The 24254-nt window shown below is 60.2% G+C and carries 15 protein-coding genes and 2 pseudogenes; 12 read left to right on the top strand and 5 right to left on the bottom strand.

Annotated elements, in window-relative coordinates:
• Positions 1–41: 41 nt before the first annotated feature.
• A complete protein-coding gene (locus ACZ1HA_RS11305; protein ID WP_436398971.1) occupies positions 42–992 on the top strand; it encodes a LysR family transcriptional regulator in 951 nt (316 codons plus the stop codon).
• On the opposite strand, the gene ACZ1HA_RS11300 is transcribed toward ACZ1HA_RS11305, so the two are convergent.
• Positions 975–1958, bottom strand: coding sequence for a LysR family transcriptional regulator (locus ACZ1HA_RS11300; protein ID WP_472713938.1), 984 nt, complete (start codon positions 1956–1958; stop codon positions 975–977). The two genes, ACZ1HA_RS11305 and ACZ1HA_RS11300, sit on opposite strands and share 18 nt — an antisense overlap.
• A 118-nt stretch (positions 1959–2076) precedes the next feature.
• On the opposite strand from ACZ1HA_RS11300, the gene ACZ1HA_RS11295 reads away from it, so the two are divergent.
• From ACZ1HA_RS11295 to ACZ1HA_RS11280, 4 genes and pseudogenes are all read left to right on the top strand, one after another.
• Positions 2077–3087 carry a TAXI family TRAP transporter solute-binding subunit gene (locus ACZ1HA_RS11295; RefSeq protein ID WP_436398973.1) on the top strand — a complete coding sequence of 337 codons (1011 nt, stop codon included), beginning with the start codon at positions 2077–2079 and terminating at the stop codon, positions 3085–3087.
• A gap of 75 nt (positions 3088–3162) precedes the next feature.
• A complete protein-coding gene (locus ACZ1HA_RS11290) occupies positions 3163–3891 on the top strand; it encodes an aspartate/glutamate racemase family protein (protein ID WP_472713937.1) in 729 nt (242 codons plus the stop codon).
• 21 nt (positions 3892–3912) lie between these two features.
• Positions 3913–6133 (top strand): annotated as a pseudogene (locus tag ACZ1HA_RS11285) (TRAP transporter permease).
• Between the two features lie 2 nt (positions 6134–6135).
• A complete protein-coding gene (locus ACZ1HA_RS11280) occupies positions 6136–7374 on the top strand; it encodes an NAD(P)/FAD-dependent oxidoreductase (RefSeq protein ID WP_472713936.1) in 1239 nt (412 codons plus the stop codon).
• Between the two features lie 42 nt (positions 7375–7416).
• Here the strand turns inward: ACZ1HA_RS11280 and ACZ1HA_RS11275 are convergent, their stop codons facing one another.
• From ACZ1HA_RS11275 to ACZ1HA_RS11260, 4 genes are all read right to left on the bottom strand, one after another.
• On the bottom strand, positions 7417–9051 hold the full coding sequence (locus ACZ1HA_RS11275; RefSeq protein WP_472713935.1) for a hypothetical protein: 1635 nt from the start codon (positions 9049–9051) through the stop codon (positions 7417–7419).
• Between the two features lie 127 nt (positions 9052–9178).
• On the bottom strand, positions 9179–9769 hold the full coding sequence (locus ACZ1HA_RS11270) for a GNAT family N-acetyltransferase (RefSeq protein ID WP_472713934.1): 591 nt from the start codon (positions 9767–9769) through the stop codon (positions 9179–9181).
• A gap of 72 nt (positions 9770–9841) precedes the next feature.
• Entirely contained in the window at positions 9842–10018 is a 177-nt protein-coding gene (locus ACZ1HA_RS11265) for a hypothetical protein (RefSeq protein ID WP_472713933.1), read from the bottom strand.
• 26 nt (positions 10019–10044) lie between these two features.
• Positions 10045–10989 carry a homocysteine S-methyltransferase family protein gene (locus ACZ1HA_RS11260; RefSeq protein ID WP_472713932.1) on the bottom strand — a complete coding sequence of 315 codons (945 nt, stop codon included), beginning with the start codon at positions 10987–10989 and terminating at the stop codon, positions 10045–10047.
• Positions 10990–11176: 187 nt separating this feature from the next.
• Here ACZ1HA_RS11260 and ACZ1HA_RS11255 point away from each other — a divergent pair, with 187 nt between their 5' ends.
• From ACZ1HA_RS11255 to ACZ1HA_RS11225, 7 genes and pseudogenes are all read left to right on the top strand, one after another.
• Positions 11177–11794, top strand: coding sequence for a TetR/AcrR family transcriptional regulator (locus ACZ1HA_RS11255; RefSeq protein WP_375230452.1), 618 nt, complete (start codon positions 11177–11179; stop codon positions 11792–11794).
• Positions 11795–11905: 111 nt separating this feature from the next.
• Entirely contained in the window at positions 11906–13789 is a 1884-nt protein-coding gene (locus ACZ1HA_RS11250; protein ID WP_472713931.1) for an SLC13 family permease, read from the top strand.
• A 461-nt stretch (positions 13790–14250) separates the two neighbouring features.
• Entirely contained in the window at positions 14251–15372 is a 1122-nt protein-coding gene (locus ACZ1HA_RS11245) for a hypothetical protein (protein WP_472713930.1), read from the top strand.
• Between the two features lie 35 nt (positions 15373–15407).
• Positions 15408–16691 carry a hypothetical protein gene (locus ACZ1HA_RS11240; protein ID WP_472713929.1) on the top strand — a complete coding sequence of 428 codons (1284 nt, stop codon included), beginning with the start codon at positions 15408–15410 and terminating at the stop codon, positions 16689–16691.
• Positions 16688–17356, top strand: coding sequence for a hypothetical protein (locus tag ACZ1HA_RS11235; RefSeq protein ID WP_436398986.1), 669 nt, complete (start codon positions 16688–16690; stop codon positions 17354–17356). Before ACZ1HA_RS11240 ends, ACZ1HA_RS11235 begins: the two co-directional genes overlap by 4 nt.
• Before the next feature lie 26 nt (positions 17357–17382).
• A complete protein-coding gene (locus ACZ1HA_RS11230) occupies positions 17383–20541 on the top strand; it encodes a non-ribosomal peptide synthetase (RefSeq protein ID WP_436398988.1) in 3159 nt (1052 codons plus the stop codon).
• Positions 20541–24254 (top strand): annotated as a pseudogene (locus tag ACZ1HA_RS11225) (AMP-binding protein); the annotation flags it as partial. The gene ACZ1HA_RS11230 and the pseudogene ACZ1HA_RS11225, both read left to right, overlap by 1 nt.

Genomic DNA, 24254 nt, shown 5'->3' with positions numbered 1-24254 from the left:
ATAGTTGATCGAATTTGGAACAAAGAATATAACGCAATGTTATGAAGATTGATCCAAATCACCTGATAATCCTCGCAGCCATTTCGGATGCGGGGGGGCTGAGCGAAGGCGCGCGGGTGATCGGGAAGTCTCAGCCAAGTCTGTCACGGACAATTGCAATGCTCGAGGCCCGTCTGGGTTCGCGTCTTTTCGAAAAGGGAAAGAAACCATTGCGACCGACCGAACTCTGCCGGTCGCTGGCAGAGCAGGGCCGTATCATTGCGCAGGCAAGCCTCGCCGCAGAACAGGCGGCAGAACTCTACAACGCCGGAAAATCCGGGACAGCGCGTCTCGCGGGGACGCCTATTTTTATGGACGGAGTCATATCCAGCATGATCGCGTCCTTTCAGACGGCCCATCCCGAAGTGTCTGTGCATCAGACCTATGGCTATCTCGATCTTTTGACGGAACAGCTCAACGTCGGGAACGTGGACATTGCGATTTGTCCAGTCAGGCCGGACAGCGTTCCCGAAGGGCTGTCGTTCAAACCGATTCTGCAGGGCCGGAACGTGATTGCCTGCGCGCCCTCACATCCGCTGGCGCGCAAACCTACGCTGACGCTGCAGGACATCGCGCCCTACTCGTGGATTGCACCGCCTGCCGGCAGCCCGCTCTACGAAGATCTGCGTAACGCGCTCAGGAGCATCGGCATCACGGATTTCCGCGTCAGTTTCACGGGGGGGTCGCTGGCCTCCATTATCAGTGTGATGGCAGGGTCCGAGGCGTTGACGGTGCTGCCGTATTCAGTCGTTTTCATGCAGCAGCACACCCGCGCGGTCACCTCGCTGCCGATCCGGATTGACCACCCGGACCGTGAACTGGGCCTGTTGTGGCGCGGCGACCGACAGGCGCGCCCGGCCGTACGCCGCTTTCAGCGTTACATCGAGGACGAATTCTCGGACCTTGCGTTGCAGATCAGCGAAAAAGGACGCAACTCAGTCTGGCGCGCCTGAGCGCCGGCGCTCGCCCGCGTTGTCCGGAGGCTCTTCAGCAGGGGCGGCTCCGACGCCGTTCAGAAGACTGTAAACTTCGGTGTACCAGCTCTCGCGCAGCTTGTCGGCCAGCATGGAAACCTGGCGATAACGCGGAGCGAAAATGGCATATTCGTACCTCAGGTGCTCTTTGATCGGCCGCAGCACGATACCATCCGCGGCTCCCACAGTCTGGGTGACATGGGCGACGGTGAGCGGGTCAATAATAGCACAGCACTGACCCGCCTGCACAAACTGCAGTATCGGCAGAAAAGTCTGGCATTCCAGAACCGTGCGCAGGTCAGCGTCCGCGGCCCGGAACAGTTCGCGGATGTCCGATTGCAGAGCATGACCGGATTGCAGTGATCCCATTGGCTGGCCATGCAGGTCCGCGACTGAAACCGTTGTTTCCGCGGCCAGCGGATGATCTTTCGGCAGTGCCAGAAAGCAGTCAGCCGAAACGATGTCCGTTGTGTAGAGGTTCTCCGGTTCTCGGTCCTGCGGGGCGTCGGCAAACCCGAAATCAATGCTCTGGGCGCGCACAAGTTCCGCGATCTGTGCGGATGTCCGCGCCAGCAGCGTGACCGTGATGTCCGAACTGCTGTCAATTTCATGCGCGATGAATTTCGGGAACAGCCGGGTAACCGGCCCCAGCATTGCGGCAACCTTGAGCGTTCCGGCCTGACCATCCACCAGACTGCGCATGGTCTGACGCACGCGGGTCAGCCGGCTTAGGATCGCATCGGTTTCAGTCAGCAGGTACTGCGCTTCGGGTACAGGTTCCAGCTTGCGGCCTTTGCGCTCAAACAGTTTGAGCCCAAGTTGATCTTCCAGCGTACGGATGGAGGCGCTGACGGCGGGCTGCGTGCGGCCCAGCTTTCGGGCAGCATCGGAAAGAGAGGCGGATGTCATAACGGCCTGAAAGGCGGCAATCTGCGAAATATTCATACCAGAATCATAAATGCAATTTATGGAAATAAAAGATATTCAAATTTGTTTTTATTTTCCGTTTCGTTAACGTCACTCGCATGGCTCGACAGAGAAGCCTTTCCAAAGGGAGAAATAAATGACGCTGTTTTCCAAGTTTACAGGTGTTGCGCTTGCCGCAACGCTGGCGGCGGGCACTGCATATGCGCAGGATCCCACCTTTTTCCGCATCGGCACCGGCAGTGCGGGCGGCACCTATTTTCCGATCGGTGGGACCATCGCCAACGGTATTTCGGCACCACCCGGATCCCGCCCCTGCGACAAGGGCGGTCAGTGCGGTGTACCGGGGCTGATCGCGATCGCTCAGTCAACCACCGCGTCCGTTTTCAACAATACCGCCGTGCAGAATGGTGAGCTGGAAGCGGGTCTGGCAGCAGCCGACGTCACCCGGTCGATGTATCTGGGCGAAGGCAAGTTTGAGGGCAAGCCAAGCGCGAAGCTGCGGATTGTGGCGAATCTCTATCCCGAAGATCTGCATCTCGTGATGCCAAAGGGCAAATCCATCGACAGCCTCGCTGACCTCGCTGAACAGCGTGTCGGCATTGCTCAGGCGGGCTCCGGCACGCAGGTGGCGGTTGAGCAGATGCTCGCCGAATGGGGCGTGACGCGCGACAACATGGACGAGGCCGAGCTGAACAACAGCCAGTCTGCCGAGCGTCTCGCAGACGGACAGCTCGATGCATATTTTTATGCCGCAGGCTGGCCGGTCTCCGCGATGGTGCAGTTGTCCACGACAAAAGGTATGGAACTGCACAGCTTCTCGGATGAGGATCTGGCAAAGATCAACGATATTATCCCGGCCTACATTCCCTCCAGCATCCCGGCGGGTGTCTACGAAGGTGTAGACTATGAAGTGAAAACACCCGCGGTTTCCGCGCTTCTGGTCGTGTCATCTGATCTCTCGGAAGAGCTGGTCTATGGCATCACCAAAGCACTCTGGAATGACAATACCCGCAAGCTGCTGGACAATGGTCATGCGAAAGGCAAGCAGATCACGCCTGACACGGCACTTGACGGTATCGCAGCGCTGGGTGTGCCGCTCCACGCGGGTGCCGAGAAGTTCTACAAAGAAGCCGGGTTGCTCGAGTAACCCCGCAAACAGGTCAGGCAGCGCTCACAGCCCTGCCTGACCGCCCCATATTCCCCCCTTTTCCGGAGCCAGAACGTGACTGTTATTCCAGGCGGAACGAATATCTGCGGCGTGTCGATTGGTGTTCTGGCACTCGAAAGCCTTTTCCCGAAACCGCCGGGGCACATCAAAAACCCGTCGAGCCTGCCGTTTACCACAAGCTATGAGATCATTGAGGGACTGACAGTTCCGCTTTTGCTGAACAATCCGTCGCCGGAGATGATCGAGCCGCTGATCGCTGCGGCACAACGGCTGGAGAAGAATGGGGTCAGAGCGATCACCGGATCCTGCGGGTTCCTCGCGCTCTTCCAGAAAGAGATTGCCGCTGCCGTGAATGTGCCGGTCTTTGTGTCCTCGCTGGTGCAGGCCGATATGATCCACCGTATGACTGGCCGGCCGGTGGGCGTTCTGACCGCCTCGGCCGATCTGCTCACCGACGACCACCTCCGGGCCGTCGGGGCGGGCGACGTGCCAATCGTCATCGAAGGCATGGATGCAGGCCCCGAGTTTTCAGAAGTCATTCTGCGCAATGACCGCGACGACATGGATCTGGCGAAAATAGAAACAGAGCTTCTTGAGGCCGGCGAACGTCTGCTGGCGCGCGCGCCGCAGACAGGTGCCATCCTTCTGGAATGTACCGATCTGCCCCCCTACGCGCATTCACTTCAGGCCCGGCTGGGCCGTCCGGTCTTCGACATTATCACACTCGCAACAATGGTGGACAGCGCCGTCGGTCGCAGACCGTTTTCCGGCTTTATTCACTGAAAATCCTGAAGGGCATTTCGCATGACCAATCCAGTAACCCCTGAGACCGAAGTCCGCGAACTGACCGAAGCGGAACTCGCCGCGATTGAGGAAAAGTATGACGAAGGTGCAGCGACGCGCTCTGTCTCACCCTGGTTTGGCCGGTTTCTGCGCTATGTAGCGCTGACCTTTGCTGTTTATCACTATCTGACCGCAGGCTTCGCCCTTCCGCCGGACTACTGGCATATGGGCTGGCACCTGTCCGGCCTGTTTATTCTTACATATTCGTTCTACCCGCTCATCAAGACCAAAACGTCCTTTGACCTCAGAACCGGGGCGATGCGTCTGGGCGGTGTGCCATACTTTGACGTTCTTCTGATGGTGCTGGGCGTCGCATCTGCACTCTATCTCGGCCTTGCCTGGCGCGGGTTGCCGGTCCTCGGGGTCGAGGAAATGACCTTCCGCATGGGGAACCCGAGCCCCTGGGACCTGTTTTTCGGCTGTGTGCTCATTGTCCTCGTTCTGGATATCGCAAGGCGGACGCTGGGCTGGATCCTGCCCCTGATCATCTGTGTCTTTATTTCTTACGCGCTGTTCGGCCCATATTTCCCGGGCCTGCTTCAGCATCCGGGCGTTAAGTTCAACACCTTTGTTTCGTCGATGTATTTCCCACAGGAAGGCATCTTTGGTGTTACCCTCTGGGTGGTCTCTACGATCGTTTTCCACTTTGTGCTTTTCGGTGTCATCGCCCAGCGCACCGGGCTTGGACAGCTCTTTATCGACAACGCCACCATTCTCGCAGGCCGCTACACGGGCGGCCCGGCCAAGGTGTCCGTGGTGTCATCGGCCTTCTTTGGCACGATTTCCGGATCTTCGGTTGCAAATACTGTGTCCACCGGCGCTCTGACCATTCCGAACATGAAGCGCACTGGGATACCCGGGCCACTTCGCAGGCGGTGTTGAGGCTGCAGCCTCCGCCGGTGGTCAGATCACACCGCCCATTATGGGTGCAGCGGCGTTCATCATGGCCGAATTCCTGGAGCTGCCCTACACCACGATCGTGATTGCCGCGATCTTCCCTGCGCTGCTGCACTATGTCGGCGTCTTTGCCGTTGTGCACCTGATGGCGCGTAAACTTGGTCTCAAGGGGCTGGCAAAGGAAGCGCTGCCACAGCTTGGAGCCGTCTGGCGTGACGGTTGGGCGAATATCGTGCCTCTGATCGGCCTGCTGGTCGTCCTGTTCTCGGGCTACACGCCCTACATGTCCGCTTTCTGCGGGATCTCACTCGCGATTATTGCTGGTATGAGCCGCATGAAAGAGCCGGTCACACTAGTTTATGCCGCCGCTTTCATTGGCTTTGTCGTCTGGAAATACACTGGCGGAGGATTTGATCTGAGCATGTCGTGCATCCTGATCGCCGGAGCAGTTGTCGCGACGCTCAACCCGCAGAAACGGATCAGTATTCCGGAGATGGGCGATACTTTCGAAACAGGTGTCAAATATGCGCTTGCGGTCGGTGCGGCCTCGGCGGCGGTGGGCATCGTGATCGGGGTGATCAACACCACGGGTGTTGGTTTCCGCATCGGGTTTATGGTGACGCAGGCGGCCTCAAATCTGGGCAGTGACCTCGCGTGGCTCTTTACCTTCGGGGACTGGACGCTCTTCACGGTTGAGGATCTGACCCTCTTCATCAGCCTGGTGTTCATCGCGCTGGCCTGTATTCTGATGGGCGCGGGCGTGCCGACGACAGCACTTTATATCATGCTGGTGTCTGTGGCGCAGCCGGCACTGGCCCAGCTGGGTATCCCTCCTATCGCGAGCCATATGTTCGTGCTCTACTATGGTGTGGTGGCCGAAATCACGCCGCCGGTCTGCACGTCTGCTTATGCGGCCGCCGCCATCGCCAATTCCAATCCGTTCCGCACCGGCATCTCTGCCTTTACGCTCGGACTTGGTAAAGTCGTGGCGCCCATGGCGTTTGTCTACGCGCCGGTTCTGCTCTTTGTCTCCTCGACCGGGTTCGATCTGTGGGAATTCACCTATACCGCATCCAGTTGTATTGCAGGCGTTATCGCCCTGTCCTCGGCGGTCGTAGGATACTGGCTGGCACCGATGGGCGCTGTGTATCGCTGGCTGATGGCGATTGCCGGGCTGGTCTTTATTGCCCCATCGTTTCAGGCAGACCTCGCGGCTCTGATGATCGCAGCCCCCGCGATCCTGTCGCAGATCGTGGCCAGACGCAGCGCACAGGCCGTTGCCTGAAGATGGAACGCAGCGTAACAGTCCTTGGGGCAGGGATCGTCGGGATCTGCACAGCCCTGTCGCTGGCCGAGCGCGGGGTGCGGGTCCGGGTGATTGACCGGTCTGATCCGGGGCAGGAGACATCCTTTGGCAACGCAGGCGTTATTTCGCCCTGGTCGATCATTCCGCAGTCACTGCCCGGGACGTGGCGGCAAATCCCTCAGCTCATGTGGGGCCGTTACCGGCCGCTGTCGGTCCGGCTTCAGACCTGGCCTGCTATGATCCCCTGGGGTCTGCGGTTCCTGCGACGCGGGACCGACCAGAAGGTGAGAGAAGCGGCAGATGCGATGGAACATCTGTGCGGACCGGGCATTGAGCTTTACCGCCGTCATCTTGAGGGAACTGGGGCCGAGAACCTTTTGGCCGACAGTATGTATGTGCATGCATTCCGAGATGGCAGCCGGGCCAGTCTGCGCTCGCTCGACTATGCCATCCGGTCCGAAAAGGGGGCGGAGCTTGAGCTGATCGGCCAGGACGAACTGCGCCGCACAGAACCTGCACTGCACCTGGAATTTCAGGCGGCTGTCCTTGTCAAAGGGCAGGCCCGGGCGCTGTCTCCCGGGCGCATCGGGACGGTGCTCGCAGACAAGGCCCGGCGTCTTGGGGTGACCTTCGTCCGCGACAGCATACAACGGCTTGAGGCAGGGGATGGCGGCTGGCAGGTGGTCTGCGACGGCCATACCTTTGAATGTCCGGATGTGGTGGTCGCGATGGGGGCCTGGAGTGCGGCGTTGCTGGACCCGCTGGGCCTGAAGATGCCGCTGATGGCCGAACGGGGATACCATGTAGAGTTTCCACAGCCGGGCATCACCCTCAATAACTCGGTGATGGATGTGGACGCCAAGTTCGTGGCCAGCTCAATGGAAGACGGGTTGCGTGTGGCGGGACAGGCAGAATTCGGGCCGGTGGATGCACCGCCAGACCCCCGCAGGAGGGACCAGCTTGTGCGGCAGGCAAAGCAGACATTTCCGGATATAGACCTGTCAGCACCGCGTTTCTGGATGGGGCGGCGCCCTTCCTTCCCCGACAGCCTGCCGGCGCTGGGTGAGGTCAAAGGGTACCAGGGCCTCTATCTGAACTTTGGTCATTCCCATTATGGGCTGATGATGGCGCCGCGTTCCGGCGAACTGGTCTCTGATCTGGTGACCGGACGTATGCCAAACGCGCATTTCCCCCAGATCAGCCCGGAAAGGTTCGCCTGACAACAGACCACCTGTTCTGAGACCGCGGCATCGCCAGCTGTTTCAGGCAGCAACCGCACGACAAAGGCAGCTTGCCCGGATCGGGACATCCGCGCGCGCAAGGGCCTGATCCAGCTGCTGACCGATATGTACGATCTCGGAGGTTTCACCGCGCCTGGAGAGGCATTCGTGCAGCCCATGCAGCGCCCAGACGTTCCGGGGGTTCTGGCTCGGGCGCGGCAGTCTGTTATCAAGCCCGAGGTCCGCACGGTAAACGGCCTCTGCCTCGTCAAACTGCCCCGCCTCCATCAAAAGCGCACCAAGTGCGTGCCGGGTGGGCTGCGGCCAGGCCCAGGGCTCTTCGTACATCAGCCCGTCATCCAGCCGGACAGCTGCCCGCAGGTGTTCGAGGCCCGCGTCACGCTGACCGGATTTGAAGGCCACTTCGCCCAGCATCATCTGCTCAGCCACAGCCAGGACATCCCGCGCGCTGTTGTTGAACAGCATCCGTTCCTCGGGAACGTCGGCATAGGCGGCGTGAAAAGCGTCTGCGGCCTGTGCGGCCTCATTGTGACGGCCCAGATTGGCAAGCGCTACAGCGCGCGCATAAAGGATCAGAGCGTTCGTTGTCGTATACAGCTCTTTGTCCGTGGGCTGTTCGAGGGTCAGCGCCTCCTCCCACATGCCGAACCGGATGTAGACATGCGGTCTTGCCGCGACAAAGGTCTCAAACAGATCAGGATAGACCCGGACAACTTCGTCCGGCACTTCCGCAACCAGCCGTGCTGCGACATCCAGCGCCGCCGCTTTCTGGCCCAGGAACATCGCGCCATAGAGGGCAAAATGAAGATTGTGAATTCTGTATAGCGCATAGAAATTAGCGGGTCCGGCATAGGTGCGGAACTTTTCGTCGACGTCAGACGCCGCCAGATTTCTGGACAGAACATTCTGATAATCACCGCACAGAACGTCGATATGTGATCCCATGTGCACAAGGTGACCGGCATCCGGCACCAGACCGTTGAGCCGGTCGCCGTGCCGCAGCGCGCGTTCCGGGAAGGGCGACATTTCCATCAGGTGAATATACATGTGCAGCAGGCCCGGATGATCCCATGCGCCGGGGGTCTGCGCAAAAGCGCGCTCCAGTACAGCCTTTGCTTCTTCGGTAGATGCCTCCGGGTTCGGGATGCCCTTCCAGTAGTCCCAGAGTTTCCATGGCGTGCGGTTCATCAGCGCTTCCGCATAGATACACGCCACATCCGGATCGTCCGGAGACGCGTCATACACAGGCTTCATGGCGGCGGCAAAACCGTCATTAAAAGGCTGAAAATCCTCGATCTCCGGATCGGTCGGATATCGCAGAGCGAGCGCGTCCAGCAACGCTTTTTCCTGAGGCGTGGCGCTGGCAATGCTGCGGCCTTTTCGCAGGACATCATGGGCCCGCGCCAGAGCAGGCGCTTTTTCTTCAGGCGAAAAAACTTCCCAGGGCTTGTTGTAGTTGGGGCCGATCCCGTAGGCGATGCCCCAGCAGGCGAGTGCGCAGGCAGGGTCAGCGGCAAGCGCCTTTTCGAAGCAAACCACAGCCTCTTCGTGGTTGTATGCGTAGAGCCAGATCAGCCCTCTGTCTGACCAGCGCTGGGCTTCCGGATCTCCGCTTGCGGGACGTGAATAGTGTCCCAGGTCAAAGTAGTCAGTCATTTTCCCACCCCCTTCAGTCAGCATCAACCTATAGCAACTGCCGAAGATTCTGAATGGAAACTGCGGGCAGGGGCTCTGCTGGCCGTTCTGCAGGGCCGGCCGACGGCCCCGCAGTGCAGTATGGATATCAGATGTCCCGCGTGAGAAGGAGCACATCTCCGGTGTAGTACGGCTGGCAGGGGTGTTGCCGGACCGGGGCTGCGTCAACCTGCGCATATCCCAGACGCCCATAAAGCCGTGTGGCACCGGTATTCTGGCCATACACCTGAATGCTCATGCGGTCGTATCCTGCGCCGCGTGCCAGTTCCTCTGCATGACGCATCAGCAGTGTTCCCGCGCCGGTACCGCGATACCCGGGCAGAACAGCCAGGGCATTAACGTACCATGTGCCGACCGATCCTTTTTCAAGCGCGACAAAGGGAGCGATCGGATCGGGCAGATCATCCGGGTCATCCTCCGGTGCTGCGTCAATCGGGTAACTCAGGACCATACCTATGGTCTGACCGGACAGGGTGGCGACAACGGCATTCCTGTAGGAAAATCCGCCGCTGGGCCGCTTTGCCCGTTCTGTGCCGATATCGAGCGGGGTCTGGTTTCCTTCCACCGATTTCTGCCAGAGCCAGGAAGGAATACCTTCGCCCGCGATATCGATCAGCCTGGCCAGCTGCGGCGCGTCGTCAACAGTGGCTGGCCGGAGCCGGAAATCTTCTTCAATCATTTTCGTATCTCATTCGTTCAATCAGTCTGTGTGACCGGCCCTGCAGGATCGGGCCGGTCGAAAAGGGCTGCCTCAGTACCCTGGAGCAGTTCCGACGGGTCCACCGGAATCCCACTCTTCCGTGGCTATCAATGCCGGCGTCTGTGTTTCCGACGTAACCTGTAATGTGGTTTCATGCTCTACGCCTGCAACAGCCAGTGACAGCGCCACGGTTGCCAATGCAAGACCAGCGGGAATGTATCTGAACATATTTTACTCTTTCTGTTGACCGGAAATCAGGCGAACGTCTTGCTGCGTTCCTGTTCGGCTATACAGCCGACATGACGATGGTCCGTGCCACAGCACCCGCCAATGACCCTCAGGGCCGGCAGCATCTCCATGAGATCGCCATTGAGTTGCCCAAGTTCCACCGGGTTGCCGTCGTCCAGCGTTTCGGCTTCGTCCAGTTCCGCATGGCTCATGCGCGATGCATTGGAGCGGATGCCGCCGATCCGCCTGAGCCAGTCGCCACCCGCGGCGAGCACTCTGCGGAAATGGTCCGGGTGGGCGCAGTTGATCATGTAATAAAGCGGCGCTGCGCCCGTTTCGCGATCCACCTGATCAATGGCGTCCGACAATGCCTGACCGGATGGCAGGCGTCCGTCGGTTTCCAGCGTGAAGGCAACAACGGCCGGGACATTGTGTTTTTGGGCAGCGCGCGCGATGCCGGTGGCTTCTTCGGCGTGTGTCAGCGTCATCGCGCTGATCAGATCCGCCCCGGCCTCGCCAAGAACAGAGATCTGAGGGGCGTGAATTTCAAATGCTTCATCTGCAGAAAGTACCGTATCGGGCGCGTAAGCATCACCGGCGGGGCCAACCAGACCGTTGATCAGAATTGGCAGGCGCAAGGTTTCATGACGGGCCCTTATGGCCATGACAAAACTGACAGCGCGCCGGTTGGTTTCAAGTATTTCCTCCGTGGTATGGCCCAGCGGGCCGGCCCATGCAGTGCCCGCCCGCCAAGTCGGCGCATCCAGAAGGAAGCCACGATGACTGCGTGCGGCGATATTGATGTATTTTTCAAAATAGGAGGCAAGATCATGCCGGCCGGCCTCGCTGTCGAGCAGCACGGCTGCAGAAAAGCACGGCAGATCGTATCCTTTGTCAAAAATCATGTAAGTCTCCAGCCCGCCGTCAGAAAGGTAGAAGCGGTCAGAGCCGATAAAATGTTGAATTCGCATAACTCGTTCCTTTACGAAGAATGACCGATGACTACAGCGGGCGGATGCACTGCGAAAGTTGTCCGGTGGTGCAGCTTGCCTGATGCGAATTCTGTTTTGAGTTTAACGGCTTGCGGGGTAGGGTCGCGCGGGTGAAATGGCACGGTGGGGTGTCAACTGTACTCATGGTCCAGTAGCGGAGGGTGAGATGGCGGAGAAGCCGGATACAAGATCGCGAATCCTTGATATTGCCGAGGCTGCGGTGCTCGAAAAAGGCTTCGAGGCAACATCGATTGAAGAAATCGTGGCAGGAGCCGAGATTTCACGGGGCGGTTTTTTCTATCATTTTCCTGACAAGAACGCGCTCGCCCGCGCGATGCTCGAACGGTATATCGATACAGAAAACCAACTCTATGATGACCTCTTTGCCAGGGCGCGCGAGCTGAACGACGATCCGCTGCACTGCATGCTGATCGGCCTGCGGCTGCTGGCGGAAATGCTTGAGGAAATGCCAACCGGCCATCCGGGATGCGTCATCGCGTCGACAGCTTATCAGGACCGTCTCTTTGACGAAGGCGTGCGAGAGCTGAACCGCCAGGCCATCCTTGGCTGGCGACGCCGCTTCCGCGGGATGTTTGAGGACATCGCTGAGCTCTACGAACCCCGCGAGGCTGTGAATATGGATGCGCTGGGCGATATGGTGTCCGGCGTTGTCGAAGGCGGGCTGGTGCTCCAGCGTGCCCTGCGTGAAAACAACAACGCGTCGGAACAGATCATGCTTTTCCGGACCTACCTGAAACTGCTGTTCGCTCCCCGCACAGCTTAGCCTGTCCGGCACATGGCTGTGGCTTCCCGACCATGGCGCACCAGTTCCCGCAGAACGTTTATTGCGCAGACGCCCCGGCAGGTATTAACAATAGCTTCGGGGGGAGCAGATTTGGACGTCATCAGCCTTACGACAGAAATGGCCGTTGTGCTCGGCCTTCTGGCTTTCACCGTTTTTCTTTTTGTTTCCGAAATCGTCCGCATAGATTTCGCCGCCATTCTGGTCATGGTCCTGTTGGGGCTTATCAGTCAGCTGCCCGGGCTTGGAACCCTGGCCGATGTGAGTCAGCTGTTCGATGGCTTGGCATCCAATGCGGTGGTCTCAATCATTGCGGTGATGATCATCGGTGCGGGTCTCGACAAAACCGGTCTGATGAGCCGGGTTGCCTCCCTTATTCTGAAACATGGCGGCAAGACGGAGACCCGGATTATCCCGATTGTGTCAGGCACTGTTGGGGTGATTTCCTCCTTTATGCAGAATGTTGGCGCGGCGGCGCTTTTTCTGCCGGTGGTCAGCCGGATTTCTGTCCGCACCGAACTGCCGCTCAGCCGGCTGCTGATGCCCATGGGCTTTTGCGCCATTCTGGGGGGCACGCTCACGATGGTGGGGTCGTCGCCGCTCATTCTGCTGAATGACCTGCTGATCAGCGCTAACCAGACGCTGCCTGCGGATCAGCAGATGCAGCCTTTTGGCCTGTTCTCTGTTACCCCTGTCGGTATCTGCCTGGTGCTGACGGGCATTCTCTATTTTACGTTGCTGGGCCGCTGGGTGCTGCCCGCGGGCAAAAAGACCGGGGACGGGACCAGCGGTCAGTCCCTCAAGGATTATCTGAAGAACATTTATGGCCTGAAAACGGATATTTTCGAGATCACAATCCCTGCCGGTCATCCCTGCGAGGGCGAGACGTTCGATGATGTAATGCAACGGTATCACGTCTACATCATCGGCAGCGCGTATCAGGGCAAACGCTGGTTTGCACCTGTTATCCAGACCCAGATCACGGCGCCTTGCCGGGTCGCTGTCCTCGGGCGCCGCAAAGTGATCGAACAGATGGTCAATGAAGGTGGTTATATTCTGCACAATGATCTTGAGGTCTTCGCCGAAGACTATGCAGCCACCAAGTCGGGCGTGGCCGAAATGGTCGTGCCACCGGGATCATCCGTCATTGGCAAATGCGCCCATGATCTCGTTTTCCGCAAAACCTATGGTGCGAGCCTGCTGGCGATCCACCGTGATGAAGAGACCATGAGCTACGTCGAAACCGAGGATCACGCGCCGACCCTGGTGGGCGAGGAGCCATTCCACGCGGGCGACACACTGGTCATTCACAGCACCTGGGAAGCGCTGACCCGTCTGACCCGGGACCGCGACTTTGTGGTTGTCACAACGGATTTCCCGCAGGAAGAGCTGCGCCCCAAAAAGGTTGGCTGGGCCCTGCTGTTCTTCGCCATTTCCCTGACACTGATCCTCTTTACAGACCTTCGTCTGTCGCTTTGCCTGCTGACCGGGGCGGTTGGGATGATCCTGACAGGTGTGCTGGACATCGACGACGCCTATGAGGCTGTGAGCTGGAGCACGGTGTTCCTGCTGGCCAGCCTCATTCCACTGGGGCAGGCGGTACAGACGACCGGCACAGCAGCCTGGATTGCGCAACAGATCCTCATGCTGCTGGATGGCTGGCCGATCTGGTCGCTGCAGGCAGGCGTTGCTGTGCTTGCAACCATCTTCACGCTGATCATGTCAAACGTTGGCGCGACGGTTCTGCTTGTTCCGCTTGCGGTGTCCATCGCCGCAGCAGCCGGTGGCGATCCTGCGATTTTCGCGCTGACCGTGGCGATATCGACCTCGAACTCATTCCTGATCCCGACCCACCAGGTGAACGCCCTGATCATGGGACCCGCAGGGTATCGTGTGACCGATTTCATCAAAAGCGGTGGCATTATGACGATCCTGTTTCTGGTCGTCTCGCTGTTTGTTATGAGCGTGGTTTTCTGAGTTTCAGCACGCCGCAGGTAGGCGCAACGCGTGTTTCCGGGGGTGGGTCGGACCAGCGGATCTGGCGCATTTTCTTCCCGGCTCAATGCACCTTAAAGGAGAGTCGCAACATCCTGAATTCGGGAGGTTTTTCACCGCATGTTGCGGGCGGGAAATGCAGTGGTTTGCACGCTTCAGCCCGTTTTGCGGGAGCGCGGCACACCGAGTTCTGCATAGTGTTCTGAAATTAATGGGAAAAAATTATTGAATGCGTGCTGCTGAGACTGTGAATACACGCAGGGGTTACGTTTGTTAACTTTCTCTGTTGCGGAATCGCGGGTCACGGTGCTAGCTTCACATTATCGTGATAGTTGAATTGCAGGGCGGCGGCAGACTTTTTTCTGGCGTGTCCTGACACTGAAAGCGGGCAGGTTTTTGCCCGTGCCGGATATATTTTGTCGTTTGGATCAGGGAGTAGGGTGGTGACTTCCGCAGAAAACTCAGATGCAGCCGCGATGGCCGCAATGCAGCCCGATATTCAGCAACAGGCACTCGCGGCCTACACCGAAGCACTGGCTGCCGCACTGGCGCCGCTTGATGGCAGGTACCGGGATGCCCTTACCCGGCTGATCGAGGTGCAGCAAAACTACATGGCCGAGCTCGGAGCGCGGATCAATGCAGCCTACCAGGGCTACGCTGACAGTGTTTCTTCGATATATGCGGGCAGCCCAGCGCTGGAGCCAGCCGCGGAGGCCTACAATTCCTTTGCCATGCTGTACGGTCAGTTTGGTGATCCCGCCCGCTGGGCGGCGGTGATTGCACCGGCTCAGGAAAAGCTGGGTGCCGCAGTGACCGCTGCTTCATCAGAGGCTGATCCTGCTGCCGCGATGCAGGCCGCGGTGGAGACCTTCTACGCCGAAATCAACGACGTTTTGGCCTCTGACACGCTTTCGGCCGATCTGACGGATGCTCAGGCGAAATATGCAGAACTCGCTGGTGCGTTGCAGGACCAGATCAGCCAGGGCTGGCAACAGGCCGTAAGCACGCTGAGCGACGGTATTGCGCGGGCGACAGAAGAGACATCTGCGGCTTTCGATCTCAACGCTGCTGTTGCGGATTTCAGCACTGAGGTTGGCGCGATCGGCGAGGAGATGGCCGGTGCCTACAGGGACGCAGCCGAGAAAGCGACGTCAGTTCTGCAGGATGGGTTTCCGATGTCAGCACCCGCGCCGATGGCTGCTGCGGCCCCGACAGAATTCCGCTCCTCAGCAACGGTGGCACGGGAGGCAACGACCAGCCCTGCGCCGGCACCCAGGCCGGTGGCTGCCACGCCACCGCCGCCCCGTGCTGCACCCGATGCGGCAGCAGCGAACAAGACCATGGCAGCCAGGACCGCCTCGATGCCGCGTGCCAGCTGGGTCAATGTGCCTGAACCAGCAGCCGATGACGCTGGCAAAAAGACTGAGAAGGGAAAACGCGGATCCGGTGCGAAACGCACGGGCACGCGCAAGGCCGCTGCGCCGAAAAGCGGAACGCGGGCGAAAAGCACGCGCTCTGGTGCGTCATCGCGCGGAAAGAAGACGGACACCAAGAAGGACGGGTAACAGGGCCGGAGGCCCGGTAGTGTGGGAGTAATTGCGTGTCGGCGTCGCTGGAACAGATCCTCTTCAACCACAATGCTCTGGACAAACGCGGCAGTGCGCTGACGCTTCGGGTTGACTATGATGAGGCGCTTGCGGGGCCGGAGTGGTCGCGCCAGCCGGGGCGTCCGCCGGTCGAACTGCCGATCGCCTATGCGGCGCGGGCCATTGACCCGCAATCACTTGGTGTCTTTGCAAACTTCTCGTGGAACGGTCTGCCGCCTGAGCGCCTTGAGGTTCAGGCAATACCTGCGCGCCCGAGACGATCGCCCGCCGATCCGCGCACCGCGTTTCTGCGCGCGCTCGCCGAGAGCTGGGCGTCCATCTCTCCCCAGCTGTCTCAGTTTTATGCCTCAGTTGCGGATGCGGCCGAGGAAACCTCCCCCATCCTTGGACGTATTGCGCCAACGCCTGTCAGCATCGGCCCGGACGAAGAGAGCGGCGCGGTTTTCCTCAAAATCAGTGGTGATGTGCTGCGCGCCAGTGCTGTCGGCATTCATGAAATCGCCTGGCGGTGGCAGTACAGAACGGCCTCTACACCGCGCTGGCAGGACTTTGACACGTCGTTTCACCGGATATTCACAACACTGGAACTGCCCGTGGCACCCTGGCTGCAGGAACCGGCGGAAATCTGGAACAGCGCGCTGCCATGGTCCAAGGCGTTGGAACTTGCCTGCACTTGGGCTGCGGGTGCCCGATTGCGCCGGGATATCTCGGCGCTGATCTGTGCAGGCGTCTACGGTATGGGCGAGAAGCAGGTCGAATACGGATGCCCCGTGGGCGCTCGCGAGATGTATACCAATACGCCCGTGGGTATTTTTGACCTCACCGCCTTTATCGAACGGGCAGAAGGGGGGCTTGGGAACGGCCCTTACGTGAACTGTACTGATTGTGCCTGCGCTGTTTCCACTTTTGCCAACCTTCTGGGGGCGGAACTCTGGCAGGGCCGGATGGGTCAGTATGTGCCCGCCTTTATGCTGCGCGACAGCCAGACGATCGGGCACAGTTCATGGGGCAGCCCCTGCAATCTTGGGCTTGGCTTCATGTTCCACGAGGTTGGCTGGAGCGGAGAATGTCGTGAGAACGACGAGATCTATGATGCCTCTGTGGTGGTTGACGGCAATCTGTCACCCTTTGCGCATCTGCCATTCGCACTGCTGCCTGCAGGGATCCCGTTCGGCAGTGTCTGGCAGACGCAGTATCGCCGCATGCTGGCGGCCCCGGAATCCCTGCTGGTTTGTCATCCGCGGCCTTTTGAGCGCAGGAGGCGCGCGCTGATATGAATGACAGCGATTTTCAGGCCACTTCCAAAGAACAGATGGATGCCGTCGGTCAGGCCATGACAGACGATGCCTACACGGCCGCGCAGGATCGCGCCATCTACATCCGGAATTTCGGTTTTCGGGCGGACATGCTGCCGGGCTGGACCTTCTCGCGTGCCCGCGAGATCGATACCGGGCGTGGGGTCAGGCTGATTCAGGCCAATGCACAGGCAGCCGATGGCCAGGGCATGGCACGGATCGAAATTCTGGAAACCGCAGACGCCGGAGAAGGACGCGCGCTGTTCTTGGAAACTCTGGCCCGTTTTCAGCGCGATCCGTCGTCAATTCTGAGAGTGCCGCCGCGCTTTGGTGAGGCCGAGGCCGCACCGGCTGCGGGAACCTTTGTATATCTGCGTGGCAACCTTGTTGTGACGGTGACCAGCATCGGGGCACAGGCCCTGGTAGCGGAGGAGGTGGCCGAGGCGCTGGACAATGCCGTCTGTGAGAAACCTGCAAGTGCTGAAACGGCGCCGGCCGATGCGGAGCCGGACGGGCGTCCGATGATCAAGACATTTGTGCAGCGTGACCGCCGGGGCGGCGAGAGCAGCGAAGCTTTTGTCATCGCGCCGGATGGCAGCGCCCACCGCATGTCTGACGCCGGGGATCCGGACAGCGGGAGCAGCTGACCACAAGGAAAGGACCACAAAGCAGTATGACCAGTGCGCATTCCCAGCAGCCGGAACCGGACACGTTCCGCTGTTCGTTTGGCCAGCAGAGCCTGTGGCTCATTGATCAGCTGGAACCTGGCAGCCCGGCGTACAACCTGCATGCGGCTTTGCGGACCCCTTTTGCGCTTTCACCTGCGCCCCTGTCTGCGGCCTGTGCCGCGCTGGCCGACCGGCACGAGACATTGCGGACGTGGTTTGACTGGGACGGTGCTGAACCGGTGCAGCGTCTGACGGATGATCCAACGTCCTTCCTGCGGATGGCTGACCTGAAAGGCATGAGCCCATCTGACGCCGACGCGGAACTTGCCCGTCTGTCGCGGGAGGACGCGGCGACACCATTTGATCTGACGCAGGCACCGCTGCTGCGCGTCGGGCTGGTGCAGATGCCCGGTGGTGCTTCTGTGCTGCTTCTGACGATCCATCATATCATCGCAGACGCCTGGTCGATGAACATTCTGATCCGCGATCTGCTGGAACTCTATGTCGCGGGCGTTTCCGGTCGGGAACCACAACTGCCCGATCTGCCGGTCCAGTACATCGATTTTGCGGCGTGGCAGCGCGACCTGATCGGGGAAGACCGGAACGATGAGCTTGTTGAGGGCTGGCGGGCCTATCTGGCCGGTGCGGGCGAGCTGGATCTGCCGTCTGATCATCCGCGCAGACCTGAGCGGGCACATCATGGCGACCATATCCGTTTCCGGCTGTCTCCGCAGACGTCAAAAGCCTGTCTCGACCGGGCCCGTGAATTCGCTGTTACGCCCTATGCGCTGATCACCGGGTGTTTTTCCGAAGTGCTGCGGCGTTACGGCGGTGGCGAGGATTTCATGATCGGGATGCCCACCGCGGGCCGGCCCCGGTCTGATCTGGAGGATCTGATCGGCTTTTTTGTGCGTACGCTTGTGCTGCGGGTCGATCTGACGGGGGAACCTGGACTGCGCGGTCTTGCCAAGCGGGTGAGCGCTTCGGTGGCGCGGGCTCTGACGCTGCAGGATCTGCCGTTCGAGCGCGTTGTTGAAATGGCGGACCCGGAGCGTGATCTGTCGGTGAATCCTCTCTTTCGCGTCACATGCCAGTACCTCGGCAACCCGCTCGAACGGGCAAAGGCAGGGTCCATCGATGTTGTCGACCTGCACCGGGGCTATGCCAATTTTGACCTGACGCTCGACTTCTGGGAAGAGAACGGTGTTCTGACAGGCCGGCTCGAATATGACCGCGATCTGTATGAGCCGCAGACAATCACGCGTCTTATCGGGCACCTGACCACTTTGCTTGAGGGGGCCCTTCAGCAGCCTGATCTGCCCCTGAGGGCGATCGGGATGCTGACACCGGATGAGCAGAACCAGATTGCGAAATGGTCGGAAGGCTCGTTCGCTTTTCCGAACGATGTCAGCCTGCCGGCGCTTTTCGAAGAAATCGCAGCGACCCACCCGGATCTCCCGGCTGTACGGGATGCCGAAGGTGATTTGTCCTATTCTGAACTGGACAGGTTGTCAGCAGAGCTTGCGCACAGGCTGATCGCATCAGGCGTCGGGCAGGGGGACTTTGTCGGTCATTGCCTGCCCCGTGGCAGGAAACAGATCATTGCGCTGCTCGCGATTGTCCGGGCGGGCGCGGCCTATGTTGCGCTGGAGGACGACTGGCCCGCCGAACGGCTCAGGACTATCGCCGGTGTTACGGGCCTGCGGGTCGTGGTTTCGGATCACGCACCGAATATCGCCGCGATGCCGGACATCGGGCTGATGGCGACAGACGGCCCCGGTGCGCCGCCCGTCGATCTGAAGGAGCGGACAGATGCAGGATCGCTCGCATATGCTGCCTTTACCTCTGGATCCACCGGTGTGCCTAAAGGGGTGCCGACAACTCACCGTGCAGTTGTCCGGCTTATGCGCGGCGGTGCCCCGCTGCAATTCGCACCCGGGGACGTGATGCTGGGCTTCGCACCGCTGGGATTTGATGCCTCAACTTTCGAGATCTGGGGGCCGTTGCTGACAGGTGCCTGTATCGCGGTGGCCGCTGCGGCGCATCTTTCACCACATGAACTGGCGGGGTGGATGGAGCAAGCGGGCGTCACGAAGTGCTGGCTGACAGCAGGATTTTTCAGTCAGATGAGCGCCGCGCGACCAGACATGCTTGCCGGATTGCAGATGGTTTTCGCGGGCGGCGATGTGTTGTCGGAAACGGCGGTTGGCCGGGTCCTTGATGCGGGTGGCACTGTGATCAACGGCTATGGCCCGACGGAGAACACCGTCTTTACATGCTGTTCGGTGATGGCGTCACCTGAAGATATCCGCGACGGTATCCGTATCGGTCGTCCAGTTCCGGGCACGATCATCCGCGTGCTGGATCCGGATGGACATGCTGTTCCGGTGGGAGTGCCTGGAGAACTCGTCGCCGGCGGCGCCGGGGTTTCACCGGGCTATCTTGGCAATCATCCGGACAATGACAGGTTTTCCCCGCTGCCCTGGAGCGCCGGAGGTGAACCGGGCTATCGCACTGGCGATCTCGTCCGCTGGACAAGCCAGGGCGAGCTGGAATTTCTGGGTCGCGCCGACCGGCAGGTCAAGATCCGCGGTTTTCGCGTTGAACCCGGTGCCATCGAACGGGAAATAATGTCCGATCCTGCTGTACGCGACTGCGTCGTTGCAGTGCAGGGGGGCGCGGCTGACGACAAGGCGCTTGTGGCTTTTGTGCTGCCCGAAGCAGGTGATCCCGACGTTGTGGCGTTACGGCAGACACTGTCACGACGGCTGCCTGCCCAGTCGATGCCGTCCGGGATCACGGTGGTTTCGGAAATGCCGCTTGGCAGCAATGGCAAAGTAGATGTTGCCGCATTGCTCGCGCTGCCGCCTGATGACGTCGGGGAGACGACCGCGTCCGGCGCATTGACGGAGGTCGAGGAACTGGTGGCCGAAACCATTGCCGATGTGCTCGGCCTGCCGTCGGTTCCTGCAGACGCGGTATTCTTTGATCTGGGCGGGCATTCGCTCCATGCCACGCGGGTTGTCACACGGTTGCGCGAAACGCTGGACGTCGATCTGCCGCTGCAGGCCATTTTTGAGGCCCCGAGTGTGCGCGGTCTGGCCGGCAGGCTGGAAGACATCCTGCTGTCGGAACTTGAAAATGATCCCGGGGAAGCGCGTTAATGTACGACACAAAGAATACCTCCGGACAGGCAACGCACGCCGCAACTCCGCGCAGTGAAGACCAGCGCGCCTTCCTGAAGAAGCGTCTGGCTGAGTCGCGCGGTCAGCGAAACCACGTGCCCGGCATCATGCGTACGGCGCATGACGGTCCGGTGCCGATGTCTTTTGCCCAGCATCGTATCTGGTTCCTGCAGGAACTCGCCCCGGGCAACCCGTTCTACAACATTCCGGCCGCTGTGCCGTTGCACGGTGCGGTCGACACAGAAGCCCTGGAGTATGCCCTCAACACCATCGTGCTACGCCACGAAAGCCTGCGCACTGTTTACCTGCGGGTCGACGGGCAGCCGTGCCAGCTGGCTAAACCCCACGTGCATCGCACGCTTGAGCTGGTGGACATTTCGGGCCTTGGGTTGGCTGCTGCGGAGCGGGAGCTGGATGGTCTGTCCGCGGCAGAAGCGGCTCTGCCGTTTGATCTGGCAACCGGTCCGCTGATGCGGTTCCGGCTGGTGCGGCTTTCCGCGCAGCGCCACGTGCTTTTGCTGACGGTACATCACGTTGCAGCAGATGGCTGGTCTATGGGCGTGCTGTTCCGCGAACTGACCGAGCTTTATGCAGCACAGCAGGAAGGCCGCCCGGCACAGGTGCCGGAACTGGGTGTTCAGTACGCCGATTTTGCCCAGTGGCAACGGGACCGTCTGAGCGGCCGTGCACTGGAGGATCTGCTGGCGTACTGGCGCGAAAAACTCGATGGCGCCTCAGATCTGCCGTTGATCACCGACCACCCGAGGCCGGCCAGTGCTTCGTTTGAAGGCGGGTTTCTGGATGTCGAATTTGACCGCGCAACCACGCAGGCATTGCGTGATCTTGCCCGCGCTCATGACTGTACGCTGTTCCAGGCAATGCTGGCCGCGTTCAAAATTGTGCTGGCGCGGTATTCCGGCACATCAGATGTTGTTGTGGGTGCGCCCGTCGCAAACAGGTCGCATTCCGATCTGGAGCCACTGATCGGGTTTTTCGTGAACTCACTGGCGCTGCGAACCGATATGTCCGGTGATCCTTCGTTTGCGGATATTCTGGCACGTGTGCGCGATACAACGCTGGGCGCCTACGCACACCAGGACCTGCCGTTTGAGCGTCTGGTTGAAGAACTGCGACCCGACCGGGACATCAGCCGCAATCCGCTTTTCCAGGTGTCTTTTCAGATTCAGAACGCGCCGGGTGTTTCGGACCGGCCTGCATCGGGCGGGCATGATTTCCGGCGTGTTGAGCGCAGCTCATCCATTCTGGATCTGGCGTTTTCTTTGTGGGAAACATCCGATGGCCTGGTTGGCGGCATTGAATATGCCACCGATGTTTTCCGCCCCGAAACCGTTCAGTGCATTGCAGACGCCGTCCGCAATGTCGCGCGGGCGGCAACGGCGGATCCGGGTGCGAGGATGTCAGAGCTTCCTTTGCTGGACCGAACAGCCCACAGAAAATTTGACAGGTTGCTGCGTGGAAAGAGTGTCGCCCGACCGATGCAGGATATGTGCGCGATGTTTGAGCGCACGTGGCGCCGGTATCCGGATGCAACTGCGCTGACCGACGCGCAGGGTGACCTCACATTTGAAGAGCTCGAAGAGCTTTCGGCCCGGGTCGCACGCGCGTTTCTTGAGGCCGGGATATCAAAGGGCGATATTGTGGGGCTTGCCCTGCCAAGGGGCCGCAGTTTCGTTATCTGCATGCTGGCGGCAGTCCGCCTTGGTGCGGCCTGGCTGCCGGTTGAACCCGGTGTGCCACCTGGTCGGCTTAAAGCCATGGCCGATACCGCGGACCCCCGCATTGTCATTACCGGGGATGATGGTCGCGACTATCCGCACGGGCCCAGCGGCCGGGTGGGCGATTTGCTGGCTTTTGCCGAAGACTGCCCGCCGTTGTCGGAATTTCCGGACATTGATCCCGGAGACCCCTGCTACGTTCTCTTTACCTCGGGCTCCACCGGGCAGCCAAAAGCCGTTGAAGTGTCCCACGGCGCACTTGCCAACCATATGGCGTGGATGCGCGACGCTTTTGGTGCCGGACCAGAGGATCGTATCCTGCAGCGGACACCTGCACAGTTTGACGCCTCGGTCTGGGAATTCTGGCTGCCGCTGACAACCGGTGCTGCAATGTGCCTTCCGCCTGACTTTCATGCGGCTGACAGCCAGGCTCTGATCGCTTCTATGGCAGAGCTGCACCCCAGTATCGTGCAGTGTGTGCCCTCCTTGCTGTCGCAGATGCTGAGCGAAGGTGATCTTTCCGCAACGGCCGCCGATGTCCGCATTCTGTGTTGCGGGGGGAACCCCTGACCACGGATCTGACACGCAGGCTGGCAGAGGCGTTTGCAGGAGCACGCATCGTCAATCTTTACGGCCCGACCGAAGCAACCATTGATGTCACCGCGCATATCGTTGGCCCCGATGATCGCGATCCGCTGCCCATCGGCAGGCCGGTGGAAAACTGCGGTGTGCTGGTCGTTGACGCCAGCCACATGCTCTGCCCGCCGGGCATGCGCGGTGAGATTGCCGTGACCGGTGCGCCTTTGGCAGAGGGGTATCTGAACCGGGCTGACCTGACGGATGCCGCGTTTGTGACACTGCCCGAAACGGGTGAGCTGGCTTTTCTGACCGGGGATCTGGGCTGGTACACCTGTGACGGGCTGCTACACTGCGCCGGGCGCCGGGACCGGCAGGTAAAACTGCGGGGCAACCGTATCGAACTGGGCGAGATCGAAGCCGCCCTGAGTGCGCATGATCAGGTGGCCGCGGCGGCTGTCGTTCTGCATGCGGAAAAGGAACAGTTCGCGCTTGCGGCCTTTGTCACGCTCTGTGACGACGATGCCGGCAAAGAGTTGCGGCAGGAAACGGAAGACGCAGCAGTCGCAGACTGGGAAAGCCTCTACCAGGTGGTTTATGCGCCGGGCGATCATGTGCCGGAGGATGCCGTCAATGATTTCACAGGCTGGATCAGCAGCTTTGACGGAGAGCCGATCCCGGTCGCTCAGATGCAGCACTGGGCGGATGAAACCGCCGCGCGGATCAGATCGCTGGATCCTGATGGCGTATTCGAGATCGGGTGCGGGTCGGGCCTGATCCTGTCGCGCCTGATGCCGGAATGCGGCCGCTACGTCGGGTGCGACCTGTCCGAACCGGTTGTCCGCCGCCTCAGCGCCTGGGTGCAGCAACATGGACAGGGTGACATTGCGCTGCATACGGCAGCGGCAGATCAGGCGGCGGCAATTGATATCAGCGGCTGCAACACGCTGGTGATGAATTCAGTCGTTCAGTACCTGCCGGGGGCGGGGCACCTGAAAGCAGTTATCCGGGAAACCATCGACCGCATGCCGGAGGACGCTCGGGGTTTCATCGGTGACGTGCGCCCGCTCGGGTTGCTGCGCGCATTTCATACGGGCGCAGAGCTGGCCCAGGCGGGTGAGGCAACCGCGGCGGAGCTGCGCAAACGCGTTGAGGCTGCTGTGGCACAGGAAAAAGAGCTGCTCTTTGACCCCGCGTTCTTCCGGCAGCTGGGTGAGGACGGACCGGCTTGCGACGTTGCCGTACGGCTCAAAAATGTTGCGGAAAGCAATGAGCTCTTTGGCTACCGCTATGATGTTTTCATGCGCTGCGGCCTCGCGCAGGAGCCGGCGCCGCTCGGCTGGCTTCACTGGCGCCGTGGTGAGATCAGCGCCGAAGGCT

The organism is Roseobacter sp. S87 (assembly GCF_055693285.1).
This window is presented reverse-complemented; position numbering and strand designations above follow the sequence as displayed.

Coding starts and splice junctions, on each gene's coding strand:
- ACZ1HA_RS11305 (WP_436398971.1), top strand. CDS start 42: ATGAAGATTGATCCAAATCACCTGATAATCCTCGCAGCCATTTCGGAT.
- ACZ1HA_RS11300 (WP_472713938.1), bottom strand. CDS start 1,958: ATGAATATTTCGCAGATTGCCGCCTTTCAGGCCGTTATGACATCCGCC.
- ACZ1HA_RS11295 (WP_436398973.1), top strand. CDS start 2,077: ATGACGCTGTTTTCCAAGTTTACAGGTGTTGCGCTTGCCGCAACGCTG.
- ACZ1HA_RS11280 (WP_472713936.1), top strand. CDS start 6,136: ATGGAACGCAGCGTAACAGTCCTTGGGGCAGGGATCGTCGGGATCTGC.
- ACZ1HA_RS11275 (WP_472713935.1), bottom strand. CDS start 9,051: ATGACTGACTACTTTGACCTGGGACACTATTCACGTCCCGCAAGCGGA.
- ACZ1HA_RS11270 (WP_472713934.1), bottom strand. CDS start 9,769: ATGATTGAAGAAGATTTCCGGCTCCGGCCAGCCACTGTTGACGACGCG.
- ACZ1HA_RS11265 (WP_472713933.1), bottom strand. CDS start 10,018: ATGTTCAGATACATTCCCGCTGGTCTTGCATTGGCAACCGTGGCGCTG.
- ACZ1HA_RS11260 (WP_472713932.1), bottom strand. CDS start 10,989: ATGCGAATTCAACATTTTATCGGCTCTGACCGCTTCTACCTTTCTGAC.
- ACZ1HA_RS11255 (WP_375230452.1), top strand. CDS start 11,177: ATGGCGGAGAAGCCGGATACAAGATCGCGAATCCTTGATATTGCCGAG.
- ACZ1HA_RS11235 (WP_436398986.1), top strand. CDS start 16,688: ATGAATGACAGCGATTTTCAGGCCACTTCCAAAGAACAGATGGATGCC.
- ACZ1HA_RS11230 (WP_436398988.1), top strand. CDS start 17,383: ATGACCAGTGCGCATTCCCAGCAGCCGGAACCGGACACGTTCCGCTGT.